Raw genomic sequence first — 25956 nt, forward strand, 5'->3', positions numbered from 1 at the left:
AAACGCGGCGGGAGGAGTGCGATGATCTTCACGGGCACCAATGCGGCCGGCGAGACGATCACCTATCGCGACGGCAAGCGTTATCTGTGGATGCTCTCCTTCATTCCGCCGCTGGTTCCGCTGCTGTCCTACTGGCTGTTTCTGGAAACGCAGAATCCGGTGATGACGCTGATCCCCTTCGTCTTCATCTTCGGCCTGATCCCGCTGCTCGATGCCGTGATCGGCGAGGACACGCATAATCCGCCGGCGGAGGTGGTCGCGGCCATGGAGGCCGATCCCTATTATCTGCGGCTTGCGCGCGTCACCGTGCTGTTTCCCTGGGTGAACTACGTCGCGCTGATCGCCTTCTTCGGCACGCAGCAACTGCCGTGGTGGTCCTATGTCGCGCTGTTGCTCGGTGTCGGCACCATCGACGGCGGCGCGCTTCTGGTCGGGCACGAGCTCGGCCACAAGCCGGATCGGCTCAACACCGTCTTCGGCATGCTTGCCAACAATGCGGTGGGTTATGCCCATTTCCGCATCGAGCACAATCGCGGCCATCACACCTGGGTCGCGACCCCCGAGGATCCCGCCAGCGCGCGCTTCGGGGAATCGATCTATGCATTTGCGCTGCGCGAGCTCCCGGGCGCGTTCAAGCGCGGCTGGCGCAATGAAGCCGAGCGGCTGAGCAAGCGCGGCGAGCCGGTCTGGTCCGTCAACAACGAGATCCTGCAGGGCTTTGCGCTGACGCTGGTGGTCGCCGCAGCGCTGATCGCATTGTTCGGCTGGAAGGTCGCGCCGTTCATCGTCGCGCATCATTTCCTCGGCTGGTATGCGCTGACCCAGGCCAATTATGTCGAGCACTACGGGCTGTTGCGCGAGAAGCTGCCGAACGGCCGCTACCAGGCGGTCGAGCCGCGCCACTCCTGGAACACCAACCACATCGTCTCCAACCTGATGACGCTGCATCTGCAGCGGCATTCCGACCACCACGCCAATCCGATGCGCCCCTACCAGTCGCTGCGCGATTTCGACGACATCCCGCGGCTGCCGAACGGCTACACCGGCATGTTCGGATTAGCTGCGATCCCGCCGCTGTGGTTTCGCGTGATGGACCCGAAGACGCTGGCCTGGGCCGGCGGCGACCAGAGCAAGCTGAATTTGCGTGATCAGCCCGCGGGCGTATGATCCGATCCCGGTCGGCGGAGCCCTCCCCGCCGACCGACGCCTGGCCAGTCCGTGGGAAACATCCCCGGATTATCGCGGACCAGCGATAATACGGCTTGGCGAGCCCTGACGCCCTCCTGTAAGTTGCGATCGTTTCAGGAGTTGCATTTCATGGATGGCGCGCGTCATTTGGCGGCGTCGGATGCATTTACCACAGATCGGTCAGCGTCCTACGCCGATACGTCTCGTTTTTTCGTTCGATGCTTGAAAGCAAGATATCGCGACCACCGGGCCGAGCTGTCTGTCATCAGGCGGCATCTCAGAAACGGCAGCGTGGTCTGCGACATCGGAGCCAACAAGGGCAGCTTCACCTACTGGCTGTCGCGCTGGAATCCCGCCGGCCGCGTGATCGCGTTCGAGCCGCAGAAAGACCTTGCCGGCCGGCTGGCCCAGGTCTGCAGTTCGGCCCGCTTGCGAAACGTGCTGGTCGAACCCAAGGCGGTCGCCGCCGAATCCGGCATCCGGGAGCTATGCATTCCCGACGGGCATCAATCCGGCGCCTCGCTCAATCCGAACGTGATGCCCGACGTGCCGCACGCGCGTGCGACCGTGACCGCGGTGTCGCTCGACGAATATTTCTACACCAGCGATGACCGGATATCGGTGCTGAAGATCGATGTCGAGGGCGTCGAGCTCGACGTGCTGCGCGGCGCGGCGCGCATTCTGCAGCGCCGCGCGCCGCTCCTGGTCTTCGAGTGCGAGAACCGGCACCTCGGGGGTGGCAGCGTCCATGACGTTTTCGCCCACCTGGAAGCGATCGGATATCGCGGGCGCTTCGCCCTGAACGGACGGCTGCATCCGATCGAGGAGTTCGACGCGGCCATCCATCAGCGGCAGGTCGGCGAATGGTTCTGGAAGCAACCCGGCTACTGCAACAATTTCGTCTTCGCCGCGTCGAGGTAGCGGCCGACGCGCGCTGGCTGGGATCGCATCGACGGGGCTCCGTACCGACCCGCTCACCCACGCGCCCGCTCAGACAGGTCCTGCAAAACGGCGAGAGCTTCATCCGCCCGGTGTTCAGGCACGAACAGGTGGTCGTGATGGAACGCCGACACCGCGTTGACGGAGATGCCGGCCTCGGCGAGGCGCGCCGAGATCGCGGCCAGAAAGCCGACCGCCTCCAGTGAGGAGTGCACCGTCAGCGTCAGCAGGCGCGAGGCGAATTGATGGCGCAGACCGGCGCGTTCCGCCTCGTCCCGCAGCACGACGAGGGTGATGCCTTCCTGTTCATGAAAGGTCAGCAACGGCGTGACGATGGCCGGAAGGCGCTCGCCTGCGGCGATCGTGCAGAACACGAATACGCCGTCCCGCATTTCCGGCTTCATGTCCCGCAACAGCGCCTTGAGATTGCGTTCGCCGACCACGGCCAGCATCCTCCGCGAGGCCCTGGTCCATTCTAGGCGCAACCACCTCGAAGGATCAATTCAGCGCCGTTATTGAGCTAGCCATTCCGCCGCTTCATCGCGCCGATGCCGATGAACGAGCCCTCCTTAGGACCTCAGCTGCTCGGGATCTTGCGCCGCACCGCTTCCAGGCCGGCCTCGGTGACACGATACTTTCGCCCCCCTTCCGGGACGATCCATCCCTTCTCGATCATGCCAGCGACGGTGCTGGGGCCGACGCCCGCGGGAAATGGCCGGCCGATCTGGATCGCATCGATGGCGACCCGTTCGAGATGGGTGGCGACATGGGAAGGGCGGGCACGATAGGCCTTTGCGACGATGAGCACCGACAGAACCTCGGCGCGCCGGCGCACGGCGGACGGGCTGCGAGTCAGTTCGTTGCTGATCTCGAGCGCATTCTTGCCGGCCCGGGCGAGCTCCTTGAGCTTCTCGTCCTCGTCAGAGGTCCAGCGCCGCACGATCCCCATTCGCCCCTCACCGCGTCGAAACGCATCTGGAACCGATGCATACGCACGCAAGGATGATTTGCCATGTGACTTTCGGCACCTCCTGGTGTGACGAAAGGGCCTATCGGTCCGACAGCAGGCGAGCGCGCGCGACACGGCGTCGGCTGTGCGCGCGGGAAAATCCGGTGGTGATGGAATCGGTCCGCGAGCGGTCGCTAAAGCGCGATGAAATGACGTTGAATTGTCATCGCGCTTTAGCCCTTTGGTTTGAGAGCATGATCCGTTCGGAAAACCGCTTCACGCCTTCCGGATCATGCTCGAGCAATCGTTCGCGGACCAGGCTTCTCCAATCAATGCTTGCTCGGCTCGAGCGTGATGAGCACGCCGGTCGGCTCGGGCTCGTGCGGCCGCAGGCTGGTCAGCTCGGGATCGCTCCAGTCGGCGAGGCTCACGACCTCGCCGGCCTGGCCCTGCATGTCGGACGCGGCGGCGGGTTCGAGCACCTTGAGGCCGCTGGTATCGACGAAGAACGTGTGCTCGCCAAACACGCTGTTCAGTTGCGCAACGGCCGGGTGATCCTCGGGGAGCACCTGGGCGTTCAATTGCGTCATGGTCTGCTTGACCTGCTCGGAGTTGAGCTTCATGCGCTGTTCCTTCTCGGTTCCGGTTTGAGCTGGCTGTCTCCCCATTGGCCCCTCTCGTCGAGAGCCTCGACTCCCGAACCGATCCGGCCTCGAAACGTTCCCGCGCGCGACGCATTGACCGCACGCGCGGCGGTGTGTTCCAGGCAACATGGCGGCACGGTGTCATCGCTGCGGCCAACATGCGGGACGCGCGACGGCTCAGATGAAACCGGGCAGCACGACGTCGCTGATGATGGCGTCGTTGATGCGCCGCTGCTCGCGGTTTGGCTTGTCGTAATTGCCGCAGCATTGCGCAATGACGAGGTCTAACCCCGGCACGATGTAGAGGCGCTGGCCGCCCCAGCCGATGCCGCCGATCCAGGGTTCCACGCGCTGCGGTGATGCGGCAGAGGCGCCGAGATACCAGTGATAGCCGTAGCGGAAACTGCCTTCGATCACGGCCGCCGGCGACGCCGATCGCTTCAGCCATTCGCGCGGCACGATCTGCGCGCCGCCCCACCTGCCGCCGGCGCGGGCGAGTTCGCCGATCTTGAGCAGATCGCGCGGCAACAGGCGCAGGCCGGAGGCAGCGCGGTACTGGCCATCGCCACGGCCTTTCGCCCAGTCGACCGGACCGCATCCGAGCGGATCAAACAGCACGCGGCGGCAATAGGCGAGCAGCGGCTCGCCGGTGCCCTTCGAGATCAGATGCCCGAGCAGCGCGGTGGCGCCGCCGCAATACGACCATCTGGTGCCGGGCTCGGCAATAACAGGCCGCTCCAGGATGAAGCGGTAGCGATCGGAGGCCGCCTCCATCGCGATCTCGGAATTGCGCAGGTCGCTGCCGTAGGGAATCGTCAGTTCATCCCAGTCGAGCCCGAGCGTCATCGACAGCACATGATGGATCGTGATGCGATCGCGGCCTTCTTCTCGCGCGAGATCGGGATATTCCGGAAACTGCTCGTAGAGCTTCGCCTCCGGTGGCGGCACCTTGCCGGCCGCGAGCGCAATGCCATAGGCCGAACGGACCCGCAGCCGCAGCAACCGGGTCGGTATGGATCGGGATCGGGTCGTATTGTCCGGCGAATTCCAGGATCTCGGCTTCGCTGATCGTGTAACTGCCGAGCTGAAAGGTCTGGCCCTCGGCAAGATCGTCCGCATACAGCATCGCGCCGCTCCCGTTTCCGGTTGCGACGATAGGCCATCGCCTGCGGCTTTCCACTACCTCGGAGGTCATGGATTGGACGCGCGAGCGGCATCGCGCGTCCAATCGGATCTCTTGCGCTACTGCAACCGCGCCGCCCTCGCCTTGGCGGCTTTCACCGTGTTCTCCATCAGGCAGGCGATCGTCATCGGGCCGACGCCGCGCGGCACCGGCGTGATGGCGGAGGCAATCTCGACCGCCTCGTCGAAGGAGACGTCGCCGCGCACCGCGTAGCCGCCGTCCGCCTGCGCGACGCGCGTGGTGCCGACGTCGATGACGATGGCATCGCGCTTGATCCAGTCGCCGCGCACCAGCCCGGCCTTCCCCACCGCGCTCACCAGGACATCGGCCTGCCGGCAGATGCGCTCGATGTCACGGGTGTGGATGTGAACCTGCGTCACGGTCGCCTGCTCGGCCAGCAGCAGCGCGGCCATCGGCTTGCCGACGATGTTGGAGCTACCGATCACCACGGCGTGGGCGCCGGTGAGATCGGGCCGGATCGACTTGATCAGGCGCAGGCAGCCGAGCGGCGTGCACGGCACCAGCGCATCGTCGCCATGGAACAGGCGGCCGGCGTTGAGCGCGTGCAGGCCGTCGACGTCCTTGGCGGGATCGACTGCGGCCATTACGCGCAGGGCGTCGATATGACGAGGCAGCGGCAACTGCACGAGGATGCCGTCGATATCCTCGCGCGCGTTGAGCGCCGCGATCCGCGCCAGCAGATCGGCCTCGCTCGCATCATCGGCGAGACGTTCGACCTCGCCGCGCAGGCCGAGGCGCTGGGCCATCCGGACCTTGCTTTGGACATAGATCTGGCTGGCCGGGTCGCAGCCGACCAGCACCACGGCAAGTCCGGGCGCGCGGGGCAGCCGGTCGAGCTCTGTTGCAATCTTGTCGATCAGAATCTGGGCGTGTGCGTGCCCATCGAGAATGTTCGCCGTCATGGCACCTCCGGTTCGAAGCGGTGCCCAGGCGCGCGGCGTTCAGTCTCTGCGCTCCCCGATGGTGGCCCATCCAAGCGCCAGTCGCACAGATGGCGTGGTGATAGCCGGCCGCACCGGCGAAAGCAAATCCCCGCGCCGAATTGGCGCGTTTTGGCGGTGGATCGCGCCCTACCCGGCCCAGATCGGGGGTAGGATTCGCGAAAAACTTGCGCTAAGTCACGGCCCTTGCCGGGGTTTTCCGATCCTCGGCACCCTCCTTCAGGCATCACGCCGTTCGGACATTTTCGACATGAGACATATCATCCTCGCGCTGGCGCTCCTGGTCCCGGCCACCGCGCTTGCCCAGGGCACCACGACACCGCCACCCGCCGATGAAGCAAAGCCGGCCGCCGCGCAGCCGATGGTCGGCGACAAGCCGCTGGTCCAGGTCGGCAAGAAGTCGGCCGCCAAGAAGGGCGCGAAGCCCGCGGCAGCGGCCGCTTCGGGCAAGCCGCAATCGGTGGCGCAGAAGCTGCAGGCCTGCGGCGACGTCGACGACGGCACCAAGGACCGGCTGAACTGCTACGACGAAATCTTCAAGCCGCAGCCCAAGGCGAAGGCGCCCGTTGCCAAGGGCGTCAACGAATGCCGCTTCCTGAAGGAAGAGGACGACCGGCTGAACTGCTACAATGGCTTTGCCGACAAGATCCCGCGCCTGCCGCGCTAGCCACGCTTTAGCGCGCGCGCGTCAGACGGCTGACCGTCCGCTTCGATGGTTGAAAAGCAGATCACCGCCGCGGGCGTTTGCTGCGGCGGCGTGATCGATTTCGGCGAGATGGAACCTACCAGGTCCCGAAACCGAAGAACCCGGAGCGCGGCTGCTGTTGCGCGACGCGGAACGGCTGGTACGGGCTCGGCTGAGCCAGACGGGTCGGTTGCAGCTGGGTCGGCGGATGGCTTCGCGCGATCTTGCGCTTTTTCGGCGCGGGGCGCGCTTGGGCCGGCGGGTCGACAGGCTTGGCCTCCGCCACCACCTGCTGGCTCTTCGCGTCACCCTTCTCCGGCGGAATGAACTGGGCGAAGGTATCGCGGACGCGGGCCTGCGCCGAGGTCTCGCGGGGGGCCGGCGGAGCCGCGGCGGCGATGACGTTGGCCCGCGGCGGGACGATGGTCGGCAGGCTGGTGTCATACACCACCCGCTCCGGCAATTTCTGGGTCGACCTGATGCGAACCGTGCTCTTGTCGATGCCGGGGGATGACAGGCCGGTCGCGGCGACGACGGTGTCCTGCGGAACCAGGGCATTCACGGCGAACAGCAGCGCGAGCAGGGCGCCGCCGACGAACAGGAAGTAACGCGCCACTGGCATCATCTTGGTAGCTCCCCCCGCGCAAGCAGGCGCGGACAAAAATCCTCTCGTGCGCGATGACGTCAGTCATCGCGCGACGATCTCATCGTTTGCGCATGATCACCCGAAATGGCGCCATCCCGCGCTGCCGGGTCGTTTCCTAACTGGCAATATGTTAGTTAGTTCCTGCCCGGCGTTTGTGGTTCACCCGGCCGGGTCACTTTTTCGCGATGGAAGGTTTAGAGGCGGCTCGCGGTCACCACCGAGCACTTCGCCTTACTTGCATTAATGTTTACGAAGCCGATCAACATCTGTGAATAGGTCTTGCGGCTCTTCATGGCGATGGTGTCGGGGATCAGCCGCTTGCGCGCGGTCAGCGGGCTGCCGTCGCGGCGCGAAAAGGCGCAGGCGATCTCGACATCCTTCACCGCGAAATCATTGCGGTTGCGCAGCGTCAGCGTAACCAGCGCCTTCGAGCCCAGCCCGCCGCGCCGCCATGATTGCGAGGCGATCCGCAGACCATCGAGCGGCGATTTGATGGCAGCGGCGTCCGGCGCGGGCTGCGATGCTTGCGGCGCGGCGATGCCGACCGTCGCGTGATCGACGGCCGCCGGAGCCGTCGCATCTTGCACGACGGCTTGACCAGGCTCGGTGTCACCGGATGCAGTTTGCGCCGCGAGGATGATTGCGGAGGATGACGACGATACATCGTCGTCGCCGGTGTCGCTCGGCTCGGGCAGCATTAACCATGCGGCGATGCCGGCGACCGCAAGCAGCGACGCCGCCAGACTCGCGCAGAGGCGGATTGCACCTGATGGTGCGGTGCCGAAATTCCGAAACGACGCCGAGCCGATCCGCATCGCCTTGCCCTCGCCCCAGCGGCAGCCACGCCAGCCTCGGCGCGCACACCGCTGCAAAGACAACCGCAGCCCGTAGTGATGGTTTCATTGCGGGACGACAATATTGCGACAGCCGTTCATCGCGGGTGGCCTCGCAGACCGGCGGTCGCTAGATTGTGCAGCTTCACAACGAGCGCCGCATCGCAAGCGACGCGCCAACAAGGAGATCGCCATGCCGACCGTCACGTGGGACGTTACCTGGGACCATGTCCATCTGCGCAGCCCGGACCCCGAGGCGACCGCGACATGGCTGCGCGACGTCCTCGGCGGCGAGATCATCCGCGGCCCCGGCCGGATCGACGTCCAGCTCGGCGGCGCCAAAGTGTTCATCGCCGAAGTCGCACCGGGCGACGGCGTCAACGCGCCGCCGGTCACGCCCTATCAGGGGCTCGATCATTTCGGGCTGACGGTCAAGGACATCGACGCCGTCGCCGCCGAAATCAAGGCCAAGGGCGTCACCTTCACCAAGGAGCCGACCACGATCCGTCCCGGCGTGCGCATCTGTTTCATCCAGGGGCCGCAGGGCATCTCGATCGAGCTCCTGGAGCGCGACAAGAAGTACACTTGATGCAAGGTTAGTCGGTGTCCCGGACGCGGTGCGGCGCGCAGTGCCGCTCCGCAGTGCCGGGACCCATCTCACCGCCTGCCCTCGTCGCCAGCTGGACCCCGGATCAGCAGCGCATCACTTCGTGCTGCGCAGCATCCGGGGAACGTGTCGAGACACGCGCGCCCTTCCCGCGCTACGTCATGCTGCCTGGCATGAAGCAGCGGATCGTCACGCCCATGTAGCCGTGGATCGGCCACACCATGGTGCGGCCCGCGCGATTGGGCTCGGTGATGACGGCCTCGTCGGGCACGTCGATCCAATTGCCGTCGAGCCGCACGCGGTAGTGGCCCTCCTTGGACTCCCAGTCGACGTCGCTGACCGCGCTGCCGTCGGCATCCGAGCAGCACGGCCCCTTGCCGCTGCGTAGACCGTCGAACCATTGCTTGAGAGGTGAATTGGCGTAGCGCCCATCGGGATCGCGCGCCCGCGTGCCTTGGGTGGGCGCGATCAACAGCAGCACCGCGAGGCTAAGCCTCGGTGCAAGGCTCAGTGCAAGGCTAAGTGCAAGACGAAGTGAACGAGTCCAAGTTCCATTGACCGTGCATAGGCGCGCCGAACGGTCGCCGGATTCCATCCAGTCTGACATGTGTTTTGCTCCAGCACTCACCGGCCAGTGCAACCAGAGCTATGCATTTCGCGGGCCAGTTTGATTCGCGCGTACGGTCCGCTGTCATCGCGCCGTCACACCGACTGGCAGGAACCGAGGGTTCACAGCAACTCCGGACACCCCCGGAATCAACCTGCCGCATTGCACGAGGTTGCGCGCTTTGGCATAAAAAACCAACCGGCTTTCCGTGGGCGCGGACGGCCGGCAAATGGGACGTCATGAAGAACGGGCTGTACTCAATTCACGTCACCCTGCTGGACGGGCGCGTCGGCAAGGGCAGTGGTGTGATTCTCTTCCGCGACGGCCAGATCCTGGGCGGCGATGCCTACCTCTATTACACCGGCAGCTACACGGTGAAGGGCGATGCCTTCAAGGGCGAGGTCCTGGTGCAGCGCCACACCACGCCGCGCGAAACCGACAATCCCTTGTTCGGCGGCCCGGCCCCGGTCGGCATCGGCGTGACCGGCAGCTTCACCGACACCCGCGCCACCATGAATGGCACCGCGCTGGTCGGCAAAGCGAGCCTGATCTTCAGCGCCACGCTGCACCGGCTCGCGGATATCAACTAGGCGCGTGCAACTAGGCTGACGTCGTCCTGGCGAAAGCCAGGACCCATTACCCCGACTGTCAATTGCTGCGTGACGCGCTGGGGCTACGATCCCGTCGACAATCAGGCTCAGTGGTTATGGGTCCTGGCTTTCGCCAGGACGACGATGGCGGCACGGCTGGAATCAAACGGCGCCACCGCGAACTACTCCGCGGCCTGCTCCAGCGGGGCGACGCGGGGCAGGATCATCTGGATGCGGGTGCCGCGGCCGGGTTCGGAATCGAGATTGAGCCGGCCGCCGAGCCGGTTGGTGACGATGCTGTAGACGATGTGCAGGCCGAGCCCGGTGCCGCCCTGGTCGCGCCGCGTCGTGAAGAACGGGTCGAAGGCGCGGCGGCGCACGTCGAGGCTCATGCCGCAGCCATTGTCGGAGAACAGCACCTCGACATTGTCCTTGCCGGAGGACCGCACCTGGATGTCGACCTCGCCGGCCTTGCCGTCCGGAAACGCATGCGCGACCGCGTTGAGGAACAGATTGGTCAGCACCTGGCCGTACGGCCCCGGATAGGAGTTCATGATCAGGCTCGGCTCGCAATCGACGTTGAGCGTCAGATTATGCTTGCGCAGGCCGGGACGCAGACTCATCACCACCTGCTCGGTGAGATCGCCGAGATCGAAGGAGCGCTGGTCGGAATAGTTGCGGTCGGCGGCGACCTGCTTGAACGACTGGATCAGCTCGGCGGCGCGGTTGAGATTGGCGACCAGCTGCGATGACGCATCGCGGGCGGTGTCGATGAATTCGTTGAGGCTGGAGCGGCGCAGGTCGCCGCGCTCGATCTGGGCGCCGAACAGCGCGGTCTTGCGCTCGAGCGCGGAGGCCACCGTCAGGCTGATGCCGACGGGGTTGTTGACCTCGTGGGCGACGCCGGCCACCAGGCGGCCGAGGGCGGCGAGCTTCTCGGCCTCGATCAGCGAGTTCTGGGTCTCGCGCAAATTGCGCAGCGCGGCCTCGGCGGAGTCCTTCGCCTTGCGCATCTCCTGCTCGGAGCGCTTGCGCTCGCCGATGTCGAGCGCGACCGAGACGATGTTCTCGATCTCGCCCTGCCCGTCGAGGATCGGCAGCTTGTTGACCAGCCATTGCCGCATGTTGCCGGCGGAGTCCTGGTATTCCTCCTCGTAGAAGCCGAGTTCGCGGCGCGCCGTCAGCACGCGCTTGTCGTTCTCGTCGGTCTTGGCCGCGCCGTAGCGCGACATCAGGTCGGCGGTGGTCTTGCCGATCGCCTCCTGCGGCTCGATGCCGAAGATGCCGGCCATGTAGCGGTTCATCAGCACGTAACGCAGCTCGCGGTCCTTGACGTTGATGACGGCGGGCACCGTGTCGATGACCATCTGCAGCAGCCGGCGGCCCTCGGCGATCGCGTCCTCGGCGCGCTTCTGGTCGGTGATGTCGCGCACCGTGCCCTCGTAGCGGATCACCTCGCGGCCATCGTCGTCGCGCACCACGGTGGCGGAATCGGACAGCCAGAGCACGGTGCCGTCGCGCGATCGCACCTGGTATTCATAGTCGCGCACCACGCCGTCGCGCTGCATCAGCGCCTGATACTGCTCCCGCGCCGCCGGATCGACATAGACGGTGGAGGCGATGTCATCGATCCCGTTCATGAGATCCTGCGGCGTGCCGTAGCCCATCATCCGCGCCAGCGCCGGGTTGGCGTTGAGCAGCGTGCCGCCCGGCGTCGTCACGTAGATGCCCTCGACCGAGGCCTCGAACAGCTTGCGGTAGCTCTCCTCGGCGAGCCGCTGCTCGGCGAGCGCGCGCAGCGCCGCCTCGCGCGCGGTGTCGGCGTCGACAAGCGCCTGGCGGAATACCTCGGCGGCGCGCGCGATATCGCCGATCTCGTTGTCGAGATCGGCGCCCGGGATGAACGCGTCCTTCTCGCCACCCGAGACCTTGCGGATCGAGCGCGCGATCTTGGCGAGCGGCCGCACCGTGCGGCGCACCACCAGCGCGGCCGCAAACAGGCCGATCAGCACGCCCGCGGTGCCGAGCACGATGCTCTGCCATTTCGCCTCGGCCAGCGTGCGGGCGAAGTCGCGCGACAGCACATGGCCGCGGCGGGCGCTGAGCTCGCGCAGCAGCTCGGTGACGCGCTGGATCAGCCGGCCCTCCTCGCCGAGCACCTCCTTGTCGATGTCGGCGATCTGGCCCTCGCGCACCGCGACCGCGCTGAGCGCCTCGGCGTAATTGTCGACGGCGCCGCGCAAAGCCGGATCGGCGATGGCCATCGCGCGCATGCTCTGCGCGGCCTGCTCGACGGCAGAGGTGTTGTGCGCGAGCAGCGCGGTCGCGACCCGGCTCTGGGCCTCCGACAGCCCCGCCGCCAGCGCCGCATCGCTGCTGGTTGCGACGGCCTTGTCGAAGGCATCGCGCAGCGGCGGCAGGCCGGCAAGCAGCTCGGCACGGCGGCTGAGCAGCGCCGAGATCCGCTCGATGCCGCCGCGATAGGTGGAGAGCCGCTGGGTGACGCCGTCGATCATGTCCTGCTGCTCGGGCGCAAGTTCGATGCGGGTCTTCTTCAGGATCTCGCTCAGCGACTGCGCGGCCTCGACCACCTGCACCGAATGGGTACCAGGCTCGGTGACGAAATCCCGCGCCGCCAGCCGCAGCTCGTTCATGCGGCGGTCGATGTCTTCGGCGATATCGCCGACGCTCTGCAGCCGTTGCAGCTCGGCAAAGGTCGTATCGATATGCCGGATCGCGATCACGCTGGCGGTGGATGTGATGATGATCACAGCCAGCACCAGCAGGAAGCTGCCGAACGTGAGCTGGCCGATCGAGAGGGAGAACGCTCGCGGTGCTTGCGAATTCGGCGGCAGTTCAGCGGTCATGGATCGAGGCCGGGGTCCAGTTCGGCCGGCAATATACGGGAAATTACGGGCCGTGGGGAACATGCTGCAGGGCAGAAGCAGGCTGTGGTGTGATCCGCATCACCTTGGACGGCCCGGGGCTCGAATTCGGCACAGGCGCAGCTTCAGTCGCGGGCGCTCAACCACCGGCTGGAGCGCGCCGGCCGACATCGTGAAGCCGAACCGAGTGGCGGTTTCGGCAGCTGAAACTTTAGGCTGTCGCCGTTTTGCGCGGCGGGATCGTCATGGCGGCGACGCCGATCACGACGCAGGCGAGCCCAATCCACGCCGTCGGGCTCAGCCGTTCGCCGAGGAAGGTGACGCTGAGCGCAACCCCTATCGGCACCCGCAAATAGGCCTGCGCCGTGGTGCCGACCGAGCCCAGGGTCTGGATCAGACGGAAATAGATCACGAAGGCGATCGCAGTCGAGAACACGGCCAGCGCCAGCAGCGCGAGCAGCGAGCTTGTCGACGGCGACAGCGTCCAGGGACGCTCGACGGCGAGGCTGAGCGGAACCAGGATCGCGGCGCCTGCGAGCAGCGAACCGGCCGCCGGTGCCATCGGATCGAGCCCCTTGAAGCCGCGGCTGAAGATCGCAGCGCAGGCATAGCAGATCGTGGCAACGACGATGGCGGTTTCGGCCACGATCCCGGTGCCAAGATCGTTGAATGCATCGACGCCGACGATCAGGCAGATGCCGGCCATGCCTGACATCACCCCGAACAGCTTTCGCGGGCTCGCCGCCTCGTGGCGCGTCACCAGCGCGGTAAGCAGGAAGGTGAAGATCGGCGAGGCCGAGTTGAGGATGGTGGCAAGCCCGGCATCGACGAAGCGCTCGCCCCAGGCGATCAGGGTCCACGGAATCACGCTGTTGAGGCAGGCCTGGAAGATGAAGCGGCGCCAGGTCGCAGCATCCGCGGGCATTGCCACGCCGCGGATCCGCATGATGACGAGCAGCAGAGCGCCAGCGATCGCCGTGCGCGCCGCGATCAGCGTGATCGGCGGGATGGTCGCGACCCCAAGCTTGATGAAGGTGTAGGAGCCGCCCCAGAGGGTGGCAAGCCCAAGCAAGAGCGCCAGCTCGAAGGCCATGCCGGGCTGGCGCGGATTGGTGGTCATGGGCGGAGATTCCGTCTCGTTGAGCGAGACGGAAGCTACAACGGTCCGAGGCGAAGATACTTCGCTATCGGCCGAAGTGTGAAAGCGGCTCTCTTCCCCTCGTCGTCCCGGCGAAAGCCGGGACCCATAGCCACAGGGTTGTGTTGTTGAAAAAAGCTGTGGCCCCGGCGTCGCGCAACAATGAACATTGGTGGTTATGGGTCCCGGCTTTCGCCGGGACGACGGCGAATGTTTTGCAGCGCCTAGGGGCCATCCACTCCCGATCTCTCAGGATGACCGCTTACCCCAGCGCGCCGACCTCGAACACTTCGCCGTCGTAGCCGGCTTCCTTGGGAATGCGGAGCTGGCGGCCGGTGGCGGTCTTGGTCATCACGGGCATCACGGCGACGATCGACATGCCCTTGCTGTCGGCGAGCGCGGCGCCGACATTCGGCTGCTTGCCGAGCCGGATCAGATTGCGCGTGGTCGGGAACGGAAGCTTGAAGCGGCCGCTCTCGCCGCCCTCCAGCGCCTCGCGCGGCGACAGCCAGATCGAGTCGGTCGATTCCTTGCCGTCATGGGCGCCGAGCTGTTCGGGCGGCGCGGCGGCCAGGAAGAACCAGGTGTCGAACCGCTTCGGCATGCCCTCCGGCGTGATCCAGTGTGCGTAGGGCACCAGCGCGTCGAGCGCGAGCACCATGCCGTTGTCGGTCAGCACCTTGAGGAAGGTGATCTTGCCTTCGTTCAGCTCGGCGCGATGGGCGAGCGCGATCTCGGCGGCACGCTTCGCAGCGACCAGATCGTTCGATCCTTTCGGCCGCGCCAGCAGGATGCCGCTTTCTTCAAAGGTCTCGCGGATGCCGGCGATGCGGAAGCCCAACGCATCGGCATCGAGCCCCTCGCCGCCCGAATAGAGCGCAGGATTGGCCGCGATCTCCTTGTCGTTCTTGTCGACGCTACCGCCGGGAAACACCAGCGCGCCCGAGTTGAACTCGATCTGGTGATGGCGGACCATCATGAAGATCTCGATTTCGGACGCCGCCGCGCCGTCGCGCAGCAGCAGCACCGTGGACGCCAGACGCGGAGCGACGATCTCGGCCATGACTAACCCGCCGCGCTGGACTGCGGTTGCAGATTGGCGCGGCGATCGACCCGCGCCACCCGCGACAGGAGATAGTCGACCTCCGCCCTCGCCTGCGGCGTGATCACCGCGCCCGGCTTGCGCTGCGCGCTGGAGGAGATGATGCCGCGCTTCTGCAGCACGTATTTGCGCACGGTCAGCCCGACGCCGGGCTGCTGCTCGTAACGGATCAGCGGCAGATGAGCGTCGAACAGGTCGTGCGCGGCATCGCGCTTGCCGGCCTTCGACAAATTGACGACGTCGATCAGGAGTTCCGGGAAAGCGTAGCCGGTCATCGCACCGTCGGCGCCGCGCTCCATCTCGAAGTCGAGGAACAGGCCGCCATTGCCGACCAGGATCGACAGCGGCCGCAGCGAGCCGTCCTTCTGGAAGTTGCGCAGGGTCGAGATCTTCTCCAAGCCCGGCCAGTCCTCGTGCTTGAGCATCACGCAGGACGGTGAGTCCATCACGATCTTGCGGATCACGGCAGGCGTGAACACGACTGACAGCGTCAGCGGATAATCCTGCAGCACCCAGGGAATATCGTCGCCGATGGCTTCCTGCGCCTGCTTGAAATAGGCGATGATCTGGTCGTCAGTGCGTAGGTGCGGCGGCGGCGCGATCATGACGCCGGCGGCGCCCGCATCCATCGACTTCTTCGCCAGCGAGCGCATGGTCGCAAAGCCCGGCGCCGAGACGCCGACGATCACCTGCAGCTTCCTGGCGCGCTTGACGAAGCGCAGCGCCACCTGCTCGGCCTCGGCAGCATCGAGCTTCGGCGCCTCGCCCAGGATACCCAGCACGGTGACGCCGTCGCAGCCGACCTCGGTGTAGAAATCGGTGAGACGATCGATCGAGGCCTCGTCGATGCGGCCGTCGTCGTGGAACGGGGTCGGCGCAATGGCGAAGGTGCCGGCGGCCTGGGCGGTGAGTTTTGTCATGGATGCCTCGCTTGTTCCCGCCCTCTATACAGCGTCATTCCCCGATGCGCCATTGCGCATCAGGAATGCGCCACCGCAGCCGTGCCGTGCGCCCTATTTGAACCGCCGCGCCGACCTCTTGATCTCGTCCTCGGAGAAGAAAATCTCGTTGGCGTGGGTGACGATATCCTCGGCGTTCCACCCCGTGAACGGCGGCGTCCAGCCCTCCATTTCCATCATCCGCAACTCGCGCACGCCACGCGGGCCGGAGACGCCGAGCACCTTGCCGGTCTGGTCACCCGAGAGGTCGCTGACCATGTAGAGCACGGCCGGCGCGATGCCGTCGGGACCGAGTGCAGCGCCTGGGTTCTCCTTGTAACGCGGCAGATCCGCGGTCATGCGGGTCAGCGCGCCCGGCGCCAGGGTCCATATCCGGATGTTGTACTTGCGGCCTTCGATCGCCAGCACGTTGGAGAGGCCCCAGATGCCGCCCTTGGCGGCGCCATAGTTGGTCTGGCCGAAATTGCCGATCAGGCCGGAGGTCGACGACGTGTTGACGATGACCCCGCCGCCATTGTCGCGCATCCATTTGAACACCGGCTGGGTGCAGCAGAAGGTGCCTTTGAGGTGCACCTTCATCACCTTGTCCCAGTTGGCTTCCTTGGCCTTGTGGAAGGTCTCGTCCAAGAGGATGCCGGCATTGTTGACCAGGATGTCGGCGCGGCCGAAATGCTTGATGGCGTCGTCGAACACCGATTGGCCGCCGGCCAGTGTCGAAATGTCGGCGCCGTTGGCGACCGCGCGGCCGCCCTCGGCCTTGATCGCGTCGACGACTTTTTGCGCCATCGAGGTGTCCGCGCCCGAACCATCGCGCGGCCCGCCGAGGTCGTTGACGACAACCGCCGCGCCTTCGCGCGCGAACAGTTTTGCATAGGCCTCACCAAGTCCGCCGCCCGCGCCCGTGATCAGCGCCACCTTGCCGTCGAGCAATCCCATGGTTTCTTCTCCCTTGTTTGTTTCTTCTTCACCTCTCCCCGCGAAGAGCGGGGCGAGGGAGACGACGGCCGTCGTCCGTGGCTAAGCCAGCACCGTCTTGCCGCTTTTGATCACCGTCACGCCGCGCGATTTCACCTTGGCTTCGAACGACACCACGTTGCCGTCCTTCCACAGCTCCATCGTCACGGTCTCGCCGGGAAATACCGGCGAGGAGAACCGCGCGACGTGCTGTTTGAAGGCGGACGGATCGTAATCGGCATAGGTCTGCAGCACACCGCGGCAGGTGATGCCGTAGGTGCACATGCCGTGCAGGATCGGCCGCGGGAAGCCGGCCTTCTTGGCGAACTCCGGATCGGAATGCAGCGGATTGCGGTCGCCGCAGAGCCGGTAGACCAGCGCCTGGTCGGGCCGCGTGGTGATGTCGACTACTTTGTCGGGCGCGCGTTCCGGCACCCTGTGCGGCTCGGGCTGGCCTTCGGATGGCCCACCAAAGCCGCCATCGCCGCGGGCGAAGCGCGAGGCCACCAGCGTGGCAAGCTTGTCGCCCTTCTCGTCCCTGAGCACGGTCTGGTGACGGATCACCGCGCCCTTGTCCTTGCCCTTGTCGAACACGTCGAGCACGGTGGAGTCGGCGGTGATGTGGGCTGCGGTCGCAAACGGCTTGTGGAAGGTGATGTCGCGCTCGCCGTCGACCACCATCACGCGGTTGAGATTCATCTCGCCGGGCCCGGCGCCCCAGGCCGCGACGGATGCGAAGGTCGGCACCACCTTCAGGGGCCGCGGCGTCAGCACGCCCTCGTTGACGAAGGCGAGCTCCTTCTCGTCCATCGGATCGGCGCCGAGGCCGATGCCGTAGGCGTAGAGCATCACCTCGCGGTCGCTGTAGCTGTATGTCTGCCCGAGGTTCTTCAGGGCCATCAGCTGTTCGTAGACGATCGGCATTGTTGTTCTCTCCCTGAATTCTCTTCGCGACGGTGCCCGTTGAAGTGCCCTCCCCCCTTGCGGGAGAGGGCTACACCGCATCAGCCGCCAACTCACTTGGGAGAGGGGTTGCCTCCACATACATATCTGTGGCGGAGAGAACCCCTCATCCGGCAGCTTCGCTGCCACCTTCCCCCGCAAGGGGGAAGGTACTTCTTAGGCCGGCGTGAAGAACGGCAGCGGCGCACCGTCGGTCGGCTTCCACACCACCTTCACCTTCTGGCCGATCTTCACCGTCTCCAGGTCGCAATCGACGATGTTGGTCTGCAGCGACGGGCCTTCCTTCAAGGTCACATAGGCGATCGCATAGGGACCGGTCGGCGACTTCCGCATCAGGCTGTAGGTGTAGACTACGGCCTCGCCGCTCGCCTGCTCCCACACCGTCTTGTCGGAGAAGCAGAACGGGCAGATCGCGCGCGGGAAATAATGCGCTTCGCCGCAGGTGGTGCAGCGCTTGATCATGAACTTGCCGGCCTTGGCGGCTTCCCAGAACGGCGCGGTCTCCGGATTGGTCACCGGGGCATTGTACTTCTTCGCTTCGGACATCACGCACGCTCCAGAATGCAGGTTGAGGCGGCGTGGCGAACGCCAAGGAGCCCACCGGTGCCGTGGGCGATCGCGAGATCGCAATTCTTCACTTGCACCTTGGGATGCGCCTCGCCGCGCAACTGGCGCACCGCCTCGAGGATCTTGGTCATGCCGCCGCGGTTGACGGGATGGTTGCTGCACAGTCCGCCGCCATCGGTGTTGAACGGCAGCTTGCCGACGCCGGAGATCAGGTTGCCGTCGGCGACGAACTTGCCGCCCTCGCCCTTCTTGCAGAAGCCGAGGTCCTCGAGCTGCATCAAGACGGTGATGGTAAAGCTGTCATAGATCGAGGCGTATTTGATGTCCTTCGGCGTCACGCCGGCTTCCTCGAAGGCGCGCGGACCGGACCACACGCCGGCGGAGTAAGTCAGATCGAGATCCTTGCCGCCGCGCGGACCCTTCGCCGCCTCGCCATGACCGATCAGCCGCACCAGCGGCTTCTTCAGGCTTTTCGCGATCTCCGGCGTGGTGACGATCATCGCGCCGCCGCCGTCAGTGACGACGCAGCAATCCATCCGGTGCAGCGGATCGGAGATCATCGGCGAGTTCAGGACGTCCTCGACCGTGACGACTTCCTTCAGCATCGCATGCGGATTGTACTGCGCATGATGCGAGGCCGCGACCTTGATCCAGGCGAGCTGCTCCGACGTGGTGCCGTAGTCGTGCATATGACGCATGGCACACATGCCGTAGGCATTGTGCGTGGTCGCCCCATAGGCAGATTCGAAATCGGCTTCGGCGCCGGAGGCGCGCGGTGGCATCGGACCGGTGCGCGGCTTGCCGGCGAGCGTCACCAGCGCGACCGAGCATTTGCCGGCGGCGATCGCCTCGGCGGCATGGCCGAGATGGATCAGGTAGGAGCAGCCGCCGGTCTCCGTGGAATCGATATGGCGCAGCTTCTTGGTGTTGAGACCGAGATAATCGACCATCGGCCACAGCCCGCCCGGCGCATCACCGGCGCAGAAATAGCCGTCGATATCGTCCTTGCTGAGCCCGGCATCCTCGATTGCGCCCTTGGCGACCTCGGCGTGAAGTTGCGCGGTGGATTTATCCGGTGCGTGCCGGGTGGGATGCTCATAGATCCCGGCAATGTAGGCCTTGCCCTTGATGGTCAAATCGCTCTCCGCTGACGTTTCTTGACTCCAGCGTTTTTCTGAACCGCCGTAGCGGCCTTGGCAAGCGCGATAATATTCCGTCGGGCGAGACTGCGGCGCGTGGCATCAGCCTGGCAATGCCCTTATGGGCTCTGAGCGTCCATCGATCGCGGCGTGTTCGCGCTCGCGCGAAAACGCCATACCGTCAGTCCGGCCAGGATCAGACCAATCGCCAGAAAGCCCGCCCCGCTCTTCACTCCCACATTGTCCTGAAGCGTGCGCTCGGCCGCATCGGCGACGATGAGGGGGCGAGCGTCCGGCCTGTCGTTGAGGTAGCGGATCTTTGTTTGCGTCACGGTTTGGATGTCGTTGCGCGTGATCTGCCGCCAGAAGGCCGCGCTGACATGCGTCGGACCGTAGGCTCGCTTCTGCCCGCTCTTGTCGTTCCATGCCAATGTGACGAGATAGCTTGGCGCTTCGCCAGCCTTCCGTACTTCACGATAGGCTCGGGTGATATCTGCGTTGACCTCATCGCCGTGGTCCAGCATCTCGGTGACAGCGCTCTGTTCAAAATAGGCGCTGACAAGCATGAAGGCGCCGAACGGAACCATCAGGGCCGTCAACAGCGCCAGGTAAACGGGAAACCTCCGTTGCTTCCCATGTCCGACCGCTGTCCGATCGGGACCGCTCTTGCGCGCCGACCACTTCTGCCAACCGATCAGGGCAGCCAGCGCGACTGCGAAGACGGTCGCCAGCGTCCGCATGAAGCCGAATTGCGACCGGATATCATGCAAGCGGTCACTTGCGTCCTCGACGATGACCGGGGCAGACGAATCGTCGTCGATCACGCGAATGGCTAGCGGTACAAGCCTGACTTGATTGCCGACCAGAATGCGCGCCGCAAACGCGCTGCTCACCCCAATTCCCGTCCGCGTTCGTTCGACCCCGTCTTTGCCAACCCACCGTAACCCGATCGACAGATGTTCATCGATGTAATGGGGCCATCCGCCGTCGAATGAGATGGGAAACCTGGACGGCGTTTCCGCCGCCGACGTGATGGTTCCCGTGGTGGCGTAGCCATCACGCATCACACGCTCGATTGTCTGCTCGTTCCAGTAAAGTCCCAGCGCCACCAGTGCGGGGATGACGAAGGCCAAAATCAGAAAACCGCGCAATGTCATAATGACCAACCCGCATCCGACGACTGCCCTGGTGGCCCTCTCTACCCGCGGCGCGTAGTTACCGCAACTTGCATAGACCGATTGGCCGCAACTGCGTCACCCGCTGCAAAGCGGAAGCGTCCCATCAGAAATCGTAGGGGTGGGTTAGACCAAGCGTAGCCTACCACCGTTTCAGAGGCGAGCTGGTGGGCTACCCTTCGCCAACCACCTGCGTAGGATGGGTAGAGCGAAGCGAAACCCATCAATCCGAATCCGCGGCGCCAGTGACGGGTATCGCTTCGCTCCACCCATCCTACGGACCACGTCTACTCCGCCGCCAATTGCCGCGGCGCGGGCGGTGGGTTGGCGAGGTCGGCGGCGAGTTGCGCGTAGCGGACCTTTGCCTCCTCGATCGCCTTCTCCTTGACCGGACCATAGCCGCGGATGCGGTCCGGCAATGACAACAGCTCGACGGCGATGTCGTGGTTGAGCGGCGACAGCAGGCCGAGCACCGTTGCGACGTCCTTCTCATAGCCCGCGATCAGGTTGCGCTCGAGCTCGCGATCGGCGTTGTAGCCGAAGATGTCGAGCGGCGTGCCGCGCAGGAAGCGGAAGCGCGCCAGCACCCTGAAGGCCGACATCATCCATGCACCGAACGCGCGCTTCTTGGGCCGGCCCTGTGCATCAAGGCCGCCGCCGAGGATCGGCGGTGCCAGATTGAAGGAGAATTTGTACTCACCCTCGAACTGGTCGCGCAGCTGCTTCTCGAAGCGGCCGTCGGTGAACAGGCGCGCCACCTCGTATTCGTCCTTGTAGGCGAGCAATTTTGCGTAGTTGATCGCGACCGCCCGCGGCAGCGCCTCGCCATAGCCGCCCTTGGTCGCGGCGTCGCGCACCTGGTCGACCAGCTTGCGATAGCGCTTTGCCAGCCGCCCGTTCTGATAGTCGGTCAGCAGCCCCATGCGGTGGGTGACGATCTCGTCGAGCGACATCGCATCCAGCGTCTTCGCCGGTGCGACGTCGTCGTCCTGCCCCTTCATCATCGCGGCCAGCCGTGCCGGATCGGCTGCGGCGAGCCGCCCGAGCCGAAACGCCTCGGTGTTCATCTTGATCGATACGCCGTTGACCTCGATCGCCTTCTCGATCGCCTCCGCCGACAACGGCAGCAGGCCGCGCTGATAGGCGAAGCCCATCATCATGATGTTGGTCGCGATGGAGTCGCCAAGCAGCGCCACGGCCGGCTTGGTGAAATCGACGAAAGCGGAGTCCTTGCGCATCTCCGTTTCCAGCACGCTGTTGACCTTGCGGGTCTGGAAATTGAAGTCACGGTTGAGGATGAAGTCCGCGGTCGGGATCACGTGGCTGTTGATGATGCCGACGGTGCGGGTCGCGTCGCACAGCGTGATGGTATCCTTGGACGCTGCCACCACTTCGTCGGCCGCGAGCACGAGATCGGCGGTGCCGGTGACGATGCGCGAGCAGGTGACGTCGGCCGTGTGCTCGGAGAGACGGACATGGCTCAGCACCGCACCGCCCTTCTGCGCAAGGCCGGACATGTCGAGGATCATCGAGGCCTTGCCCTCGATATGGGCGGCCATGCCGAGCAGCGCGCCGATCGTGAGCACGCCGGTGCCGCCGACGCCACCGACGGCGATGTTGTAGGGCTTGTCGAGCGTGGGCTTTGAGGCCGGCTCCGGCAAGGCGCCGATATCGCCAAGCTCGGTGGGCGCGCGCTGCCTCAGCTTGCCGCCATCGACCGTGACGAAGGACGGGCAGAAGCCCTTCACGCAGGAATAGTCCTTGTTGCAGGTCGACTGGTTGATGGTGCGCTTGCGCCCCAATTCGGTCTCCAGCGGCTCGACCGAGATGCAGTTCGATTGCACCGAGCAGTCGCCGCAGCCTTCGCAGACGGCCGGATTGATCAGCACGCGGCGCTGCGGATCCTCCATCAGGCCGCGCTTGCGGCGGCGGCGCTTCTCGGCGGCGCAGGTCTGCACGAACACGATCGCCGAGGTGCCCTTGGTGTCGCGGCACATCTTCTGGACGTTCTCGAGCTCGTCGCGATGGAACAGCTTGACGCCGGGCGCGATGCTGTCGGCCGGATAGGCATCGGGATTTTCCGAGACCAGATAGATCTCGCGGATGCCTTCGGCGTGAAGCTGGAAGGTGATCTGCTGCGGCGAGAGATCGCCGTCGTGGCGCTGGCCGCCGGTCATCGCGACCGCGTCGTTGTAGAGGATCTTGTAGGTGATGTTGGCTTTCGAGGCGATCGACTGGCGGATCGCCAGAATGCCGGAATGGAAATAGGTGCCGTCGCCGAGATTGGCGAAGATGTGGTTCTCCTTGGTGAACGGCGCGATGCCGACCCACGGCACGCCTTCGCCGCCCATATGGGTGAAGGTCTCGGTCGAGCGGTTCATCCACAGCGCCATGAAGTGGCAGCCGATGCCGGCGAGCGCGCGGCTGCCTTCCGGCACCCTGGTCGAGGTGTTGTGCGGACAGCCCGAGCAGAAATACGGCACGCGGGTGACCGGCGCGGTGGCCTGCATCTGCGTCGCCTGCCGGCCGTTGAACCAGTCGGCCTTGGCGCGCAGCATGTCGGCGATTTCGGGATTGAGATTAAGTCGAACCAGCCGCTCCGTGAGCGAGCTCGCAAGCGATGCAACGGAAAGCTCGGCGGCGAAGGTCAGGAAGCGCTTGTCGTGGTCGTCCATCTTGCCGACGATGCGGGGACGCACATCGTCGCGCCAGTTGAACAGCTCCTGCTTGACCTGGTTCTCGACGATCTCGCGGCGTTCCTCGACGATGAAGATCTCTTCCAGGCCGACGGCAAAATTGCGCACGCCTTCCGGCTCCAGCGGCCAGGGCATGCCGATCTTGTAGAGGCGGATACCGATCTTGGCGGCGATCTCGGGCGTGATGCCGAGCTCGCGCAGCGCCTGGCGGATATCCTCGTAGCTCTTGCCCGAAGCCATGATGCCGTAACGCGCGTTCGGCGAATCCATGGTGATGCGGTTGACCTTGTTGGCGCGGGCAAACGCGATCGCGGCAAAGCCCTTGTAGTTCTGCAAGCGCCGGTCCTGCTCGAAGCGGTCATCGGGCCAGCGGATGTTCAGGCCGCCCGGCGGCAGCTCGAAATCGGTCGGGATCACGAACGGCGTCATCTCGTCGGTGAGGTCGATCTCGGCCGTGGTCTCGACCGTCTCGGTGATCACCTTCATGCCCACCCAGCAGCCCGAATAGCGCGACATCGCGATGCCGAGCAGGCCCATCTCGATCATTTCATGGATGCTGGAGGGGTAAAGGTAGGGCATCAGCGCGGAGATGAAGGCGTGGTCGGACTGATGCGGGACGGTGGAGGATTTTGCGCCATGGTCGTCACCGGCCAGGCAGAGCACGCCGCCATTCTTGGCCGAACCCGCCGCATTGCCGTGGCGGAACACGTCGCCGCAGCGGTCGACGCCCGGACCCTTGCCGTACCAGATGCCGACCACGCCGTCGTATGCGGCACCTGGCGAGAGACCGAGCTGCTGCGAGCCCCAGACCGCGGTCGCCGCGAGATCCTCGTTCACGCCGGGCTGGAATTTGACGTTGTATTGCTCGAGATGCTTGCGGGCGGCGAACAGCTGCTGGTCGTAGCCGCCGAGCGGGGAACCGCGATAGCCGGAGATGAAGCCCGCGGTGTTCAGCCCCGCGGCGCGGTCGCGTCTGATCTGCGCCATGGGCAGGCGGACCAGCGCCTGGATGCCGGTCAGGAAGACGTGGCCGGTGCCTTGGGTGTATTTCTGGTCGAGACTGATAGGACCCTGGTTGATTCCCATTTAGCCCTCTTTCCTTGGTCGCGACGACTTGTTTTAGCTAGTCATCCGAGCTTGTTAGAACCAGTCTATGTCGGATTTTCCGCCTCGCGCAGCACAATTCTGAGCCATGACAGCCGGCCCGCAAAAATCGCAATTTCGTGCCGGGAGTATCGCAGCCACGTTTCGGTTTCTGTCGCAGGACAGGCTTGCGACGAAACGGCGTGACGCGTCCGGCAGATCGAACGGTGGATGAATGCAGCGGCGATATCGAGCGGCGACGGCGATTCTGGCGGCTCTCATCTTGTGCGGTGCATTTGCGACGCCTGCGCGTGCGGCAGAGCCGTCCGACGATGTGATCGCCCGCGGCAAGGCGCTCGCCGTCGCCGGCGACTGCGCGGGCTGCCATACGGCCGACCCCGCCAAGCCGTTCGCCGGCGGCAAGCGGATCGACACGCCATTCGGCGCGGTGTTCTCGCCGAACCTTACCCCCGACCGCGATACCGGCATCGGCGGTTGGAGCAATGACGAGTTCGTCCGCGCGCTGCGCACCGGGGTCTCGCCGACCGGCGCACATTATTATCCCGCCTTCCCCTACCCCTATTTCACCAGGCTGATCCGCGACGATATCCTCGCGATCCGCGCCTATCTCGGGACGCAGGCGCCGGTCAGCAACACTGCGCCACCGCCCGAGCTGCGCTGGCCGCTGAACTATCGGGTGCTGATGCGGGCCTGGAATGCGCTGTTCTTCACACCAGGAATCTTGCAGCCGGACCAGAGCAGGAGCGCGGAGTGGAATCGCGGCCGCTATCTGGTCGAGGGCCTCGGCCATTGCGGCGCCTGCCACACGCCGAAGAACGCCTTCGGCGCCGACAAGCGCCACCAGCCGTTCGGCGGCAGCATGGTCCAGAGCATGTTCGCACCAAGGCTCGATGGCGCCACGCGCGGCGGGCTGAAATCCTGGAGCGTCGACGATATCGTCGAGTACCTGCAGAGCGGCCGCAACGGGCACAGCCATGCCGGTCCCCTGATGTCGGAGGTCGTCGTCAACTCGACCTCGAAGATGGGCGATGCCGACGTGCGCGCCATCGCGGTCTATCTCAAGAGCCTGCCCCCCGGTGCGCCGGAGCCCGCGGTCGCTCCGCCCTCGCCCGCGCAGATGAGCGACGGCGAGCGCATCTATCGCGGGGCCTGCGTCGCCTGCCATGAAGTCGACGGCTCCGGCAGCCCGCGGGTCTATCCGCCGTTGCCCGGCAACGCCAATCTGCAGTCGGCCAACCCGGCGAGCACGCTGCGCATCATCCTCGACGGCGCGCAAACCGTGACCACGCCGCGGGCGCCGAATTCGGGTTCGATGCCGGCCTATCCAAAACTCTCCGACCAGGAGGTCGCCGACGTCGCGACCTACATCCGCAACGCCTGGGGCAATGCGGCCACGGCGGTGACGGCGGACGACGTCGCGGCGGCGCGGAAGACGAAATAG

General features: G+C 65.4%; 24 protein-coding genes and 1 riboswitch. Of the genes, 6 read left to right on the forward strand and 18 right to left on the reverse strand.

Annotated elements, in window-relative coordinates:
- Positions 1–21 precede the first annotated feature (21 nt).
- Positions 22–1167 (forward strand): alkane 1-monooxygenase, encoded by a 1146-nt coding sequence (locus IC762_RS21560; protein WP_195784247.1) that lies wholly within the window; start codon positions 22–24, stop codon positions 1165–1167.
- 312 nt (positions 1168–1479) lie between these two features.
- Positions 1480–2109 carry an FkbM family methyltransferase gene (locus IC762_RS21565; protein WP_246801140.1) on the forward strand — a complete coding sequence of 210 codons (630 nt, stop codon included), beginning with the start codon at positions 1480–1482 and terminating at the stop codon, positions 2107–2109.
- Between the two features lie 53 nt (positions 2110–2162).
- Here the strand turns inward: IC762_RS21565 and IC762_RS21570 are convergent, their stop codons facing one another.
- The 5 genes from IC762_RS21570 to IC762_RS21590 all read right to left on the reverse strand — a co-directional run bounded on the left by IC762_RS21570 (position 2163) and on the right by IC762_RS21590 (position 5826).
- The gene (locus IC762_RS21570; protein WP_195790229.1) at positions 2163–2570 is read right to left on the reverse strand and encodes an ACT domain-containing protein; all 408 of its coding nucleotides are present in this window, start codon (positions 2568–2570) and stop codon (positions 2163–2165) included.
- Positions 2571–2704: 134 nt separating this feature from the next.
- On the reverse strand, positions 2705–3076 hold the full coding sequence (locus IC762_RS21575; protein WP_195784249.1) for a hypothetical protein: 372 nt from the start codon (positions 3074–3076) through the stop codon (positions 2705–2707).
- Between the two features lie 329 nt (positions 3077–3405).
- Positions 3406–3699 (reverse strand): hypothetical protein, encoded by a 294-nt coding sequence (locus IC762_RS21580; RefSeq protein ID WP_195784250.1) that lies wholly within the window; start codon positions 3697–3699, stop codon positions 3406–3408.
- A 198-nt stretch (positions 3700–3897) separates the two neighbouring features.
- The gene (locus IC762_RS35320) at positions 3898–4722 is read right to left on the reverse strand and encodes a serine hydrolase domain-containing protein (protein WP_246801142.1); all 825 of its coding nucleotides are present in this window, start codon (positions 4720–4722) and stop codon (positions 3898–3900) included.
- Positions 4723–4962: 240 nt separating this feature from the next.
- The gene (locus IC762_RS21590; protein ID WP_195784252.1) at positions 4963–5826 is read right to left on the reverse strand and encodes a bifunctional 5,10-methylenetetrahydrofolate dehydrogenase/5,10-methenyltetrahydrofolate cyclohydrolase; all 864 of its coding nucleotides are present in this window, start codon (positions 5824–5826) and stop codon (positions 4963–4965) included.
- A gap of 15 nt (positions 5827–5841) precedes the next feature.
- A riboswitch (ZMP/ZTP riboswitch) is annotated at positions 5842–5921 on the reverse strand.
- 194 nt (positions 5922–6115) lie between these two features.
- Between IC762_RS21590 and IC762_RS21595 the strand changes: the two genes are divergently transcribed.
- Entirely contained in the window at positions 6116–6532 is a 417-nt protein-coding gene (locus IC762_RS21595) for a hypothetical protein (RefSeq protein WP_195784253.1), read from the forward strand.
- Between the two features lie 115 nt (positions 6533–6647).
- On the opposite strand, the gene IC762_RS21600 is transcribed toward IC762_RS21595, so the two are convergent.
- Both IC762_RS21600 and IC762_RS21605 read right to left on the reverse strand, forming a co-directional pair.
- Positions 6648–7175, reverse strand: coding sequence for a hypothetical protein (locus tag IC762_RS21600; RefSeq protein WP_195784254.1), 528 nt, complete (start codon positions 7173–7175; stop codon positions 6648–6650).
- A gap of 215 nt (positions 7176–7390) precedes the next feature.
- The gene (locus IC762_RS21605) at positions 7391–8011 is read right to left on the reverse strand and encodes a hypothetical protein (protein WP_195784255.1); all 621 of its coding nucleotides are present in this window, start codon (positions 8009–8011) and stop codon (positions 7391–7393) included.
- A 211-nt stretch (positions 8012–8222) separates the two neighbouring features.
- Here IC762_RS21605 and IC762_RS21610 point away from each other — a divergent pair, with 211 nt between their 5' ends.
- On the forward strand, positions 8223–8618 hold the full coding sequence (locus IC762_RS21610) for a VOC family protein (protein WP_195784256.1): 396 nt from the start codon (positions 8223–8225) through the stop codon (positions 8616–8618).
- A 172-nt stretch (positions 8619–8790) separates the two neighbouring features.
- Here the strand turns inward: IC762_RS21610 and IC762_RS21615 are convergent, their stop codons facing one another.
- Positions 8791–9243 carry a hypothetical protein gene (locus IC762_RS21615; RefSeq protein ID WP_433995844.1) on the reverse strand — a complete coding sequence of 151 codons (453 nt, stop codon included), beginning with the start codon at positions 9241–9243 and terminating at the stop codon, positions 8791–8793.
- 239 nt (positions 9244–9482) lie between these two features.
- On the opposite strand from IC762_RS21615, the gene IC762_RS21620 reads away from it, so the two are divergent.
- Complete coding sequence (locus IC762_RS21620) at positions 9483–9833, forward strand: GrlR family regulatory protein (RefSeq protein WP_195784258.1); 351 nt, start codon at positions 9483–9485, stop codon at positions 9831–9833.
- Positions 9834–10015: 182 nt separating this feature from the next.
- Here IC762_RS21620 and IC762_RS21625 read toward each other — a convergent pair whose 3' ends face one another.
- The 10 genes from IC762_RS21625 to IC762_RS21670 all read right to left on the reverse strand — a co-directional run bounded on the left by IC762_RS21625 (position 10016) and on the right by IC762_RS21670 (position 24497).
- Positions 10016–12700 carry a PAS domain S-box protein gene (locus IC762_RS21625; RefSeq protein ID WP_195784259.1) on the reverse strand — a complete coding sequence of 895 codons (2685 nt, stop codon included), beginning with the start codon at positions 12698–12700 and terminating at the stop codon, positions 10016–10018.
- 229 nt (positions 12701–12929) lie between these two features.
- Entirely contained in the window at positions 12930–13838 is a 909-nt protein-coding gene (locus IC762_RS21630; RefSeq protein WP_195784260.1) for a DMT family transporter, read from the reverse strand.
- Between the two features lie 280 nt (positions 13839–14118).
- A complete protein-coding gene (locus IC762_RS21635; protein ID WP_195784261.1) occupies positions 14119–14919 on the reverse strand; it encodes an NUDIX hydrolase in 801 nt (266 codons plus the stop codon).
- A gap of 2 nt (positions 14920–14921) precedes the next feature.
- Positions 14922–15878, reverse strand: a complete 957-nt coding sequence (locus tag IC762_RS21640; RefSeq protein ID WP_195784262.1) for a dihydrodipicolinate synthase family protein — start codon at positions 15876–15878, stop codon at positions 14922–14924.
- A 93-nt stretch (positions 15879–15971) separates the two neighbouring features.
- Complete coding sequence (locus tag IC762_RS21645; RefSeq protein WP_195784263.1) at positions 15972–16853, reverse strand: SDR family oxidoreductase; 882 nt, start codon at positions 16851–16853, stop codon at positions 15972–15974.
- Positions 16854–16934: 81 nt separating this feature from the next.
- The gene (locus tag IC762_RS21650; protein ID WP_195784264.1) at positions 16935–17795 is read right to left on the reverse strand and encodes a MaoC family dehydratase; all 861 of its coding nucleotides are present in this window, start codon (positions 17793–17795) and stop codon (positions 16935–16937) included.
- A gap of 195 nt (positions 17796–17990) precedes the next feature.
- On the reverse strand, positions 17991–18380 hold the full coding sequence (locus tag IC762_RS21655) for a Zn-ribbon domain-containing OB-fold protein (RefSeq protein WP_195784265.1): 390 nt from the start codon (positions 18378–18380) through the stop codon (positions 17991–17993).
- Positions 18380–19537: a thiolase domain-containing protein gene (locus tag IC762_RS21660; protein WP_195784266.1), complete on the reverse strand. Its 1158-nt coding sequence runs from the start codon at positions 19535–19537 to the stop codon at positions 18380–18382. Before IC762_RS21660 ends, IC762_RS21655 begins: the two co-directional genes overlap by 1 nt.
- Before the next feature lie 122 nt (positions 19538–19659).
- On the reverse strand, positions 19660–20697 hold the full coding sequence (locus IC762_RS21665; RefSeq protein ID WP_195790230.1) for a hypothetical protein: 1038 nt from the start codon (positions 20695–20697) through the stop codon (positions 19660–19662).
- Positions 20698–21002: 305 nt separating this feature from the next.
- Positions 21003–24497 carry an indolepyruvate ferredoxin oxidoreductase family protein gene (locus IC762_RS21670; RefSeq protein ID WP_195784267.1) on the reverse strand — a complete coding sequence of 1165 codons (3495 nt, stop codon included), beginning with the start codon at positions 24495–24497 and terminating at the stop codon, positions 21003–21005.
- Positions 24498–24729: 232 nt separating this feature from the next.
- On the opposite strand from IC762_RS21670, the gene IC762_RS21675 reads away from it, so the two are divergent.
- Complete coding sequence (locus IC762_RS21675) at positions 24730–25956, forward strand: c-type cytochrome (protein ID WP_195784268.1); 1227 nt, start codon at positions 24730–24732, stop codon at positions 25954–25956.

The organism is Bradyrhizobium genosp. L (assembly GCF_015624485.1).
Classification (GTDB): domain Bacteria; phylum Pseudomonadota; class Alphaproteobacteria; order Rhizobiales; family Xanthobacteraceae; genus Bradyrhizobium.

What these genes read in the sequence shown, in the direction of transcription:
- IC762_RS21560 (WP_195784247.1), top strand. Translation starts at nt 22, where the DNA reads ATGATCTTCACGGGCACCAATGCGGCCGGCGAGACGATCACCTATCGC.
- IC762_RS21575 (WP_195784249.1), bottom strand. Translation starts at nt 3,076, where the DNA reads ATGGGGATCGTGCGGCGCTGGACCTCTGACGAGGACGAGAAGCTCAAG.
- IC762_RS21580 (WP_195784250.1), bottom strand. Translation starts at nt 3,699, where the DNA reads ATGAAGCTCAACTCCGAGCAGGTCAAGCAGACCATGACGCAATTGAAC.
- IC762_RS21590 (WP_195784252.1), bottom strand. Translation starts at nt 5,826, where the DNA reads ATGACGGCGAACATTCTCGATGGGCACGCACACGCCCAGATTCTGATC.
- IC762_RS21595 (WP_195784253.1), top strand. Translation starts at nt 6,116, where the DNA reads ATGAGACATATCATCCTCGCGCTGGCGCTCCTGGTCCCGGCCACCGCG.
- IC762_RS21600 (WP_195784254.1), bottom strand. Translation starts at nt 7,175, where the DNA reads ATGATGCCAGTGGCGCGTTACTTCCTGTTCGTCGGCGGCGCCCTGCTC.
- IC762_RS21605 (WP_195784255.1), bottom strand. Translation starts at nt 8,011, where the DNA reads ATGCGGATCGGCTCGGCGTCGTTTCGGAATTTCGGCACCGCACCATCA.
- IC762_RS21610 (WP_195784256.1), top strand. Translation starts at nt 8,223, where the DNA reads ATGCCGACCGTCACGTGGGACGTTACCTGGGACCATGTCCATCTGCGC.
- IC762_RS21615 (WP_433995844.1), bottom strand. Translation starts at nt 9,243, where the DNA reads ATGTCAGACTGGATGGAATCCGGCGACCGTTCGGCGCGCCTATGCACG.
- IC762_RS21620 (WP_195784258.1), top strand. Translation starts at nt 9,483, where the DNA reads ATGAAGAACGGGCTGTACTCAATTCACGTCACCCTGCTGGACGGGCGC.
- IC762_RS21625 (WP_195784259.1), bottom strand. Translation starts at nt 12,700, where the DNA reads ATGACCGCTGAACTGCCGCCGAATTCGCAAGCACCGCGAGCGTTCTCC.
- IC762_RS21630 (WP_195784260.1), bottom strand. Translation starts at nt 13,838, where the DNA reads ATGACCACCAATCCGCGCCAGCCCGGCATGGCCTTCGAGCTGGCGCTC.
- IC762_RS21635 (WP_195784261.1), bottom strand. Translation starts at nt 14,919, where the DNA reads ATGGCCGAGATCGTCGCTCCGCGTCTGGCGTCCACGGTGCTGCTGCTG.
- IC762_RS21640 (WP_195784262.1), bottom strand. Translation starts at nt 15,878, where the DNA reads ATGACAAAACTCACCGCCCAGGCCGCCGGCACCTTCGCCATTGCGCCG.
- IC762_RS21645 (WP_195784263.1), bottom strand. Translation starts at nt 16,853, where the DNA reads ATGGGATTGCTCGACGGCAAGGTGGCGCTGATCACGGGCGCGGGCGGC.
- IC762_RS21650 (WP_195784264.1), bottom strand. Translation starts at nt 17,795, where the DNA reads ATGCCGATCGTCTACGAACAGCTGATGGCCCTGAAGAACCTCGGGCAG.
- IC762_RS21655 (WP_195784265.1), bottom strand. Translation starts at nt 18,380, where the DNA reads ATGTCCGAAGCGAAGAAGTACAATGCCCCGGTGACCAATCCGGAGACC.
- IC762_RS21665 (WP_195790230.1), bottom strand. Translation starts at nt 20,697, where the DNA reads ATGACATTGCGCGGTTTTCTGATTTTGGCCTTCGTCATCCCCGCACTG.
- IC762_RS21670 (WP_195784267.1), bottom strand. Translation starts at nt 24,497, where the DNA reads ATGGGAATCAACCAGGGTCCTATCAGTCTCGACCAGAAATACACCCAA.
- IC762_RS21675 (WP_195784268.1), top strand. Translation starts at nt 24,730, where the DNA reads ATGCAGCGGCGATATCGAGCGGCGACGGCGATTCTGGCGGCTCTCATC.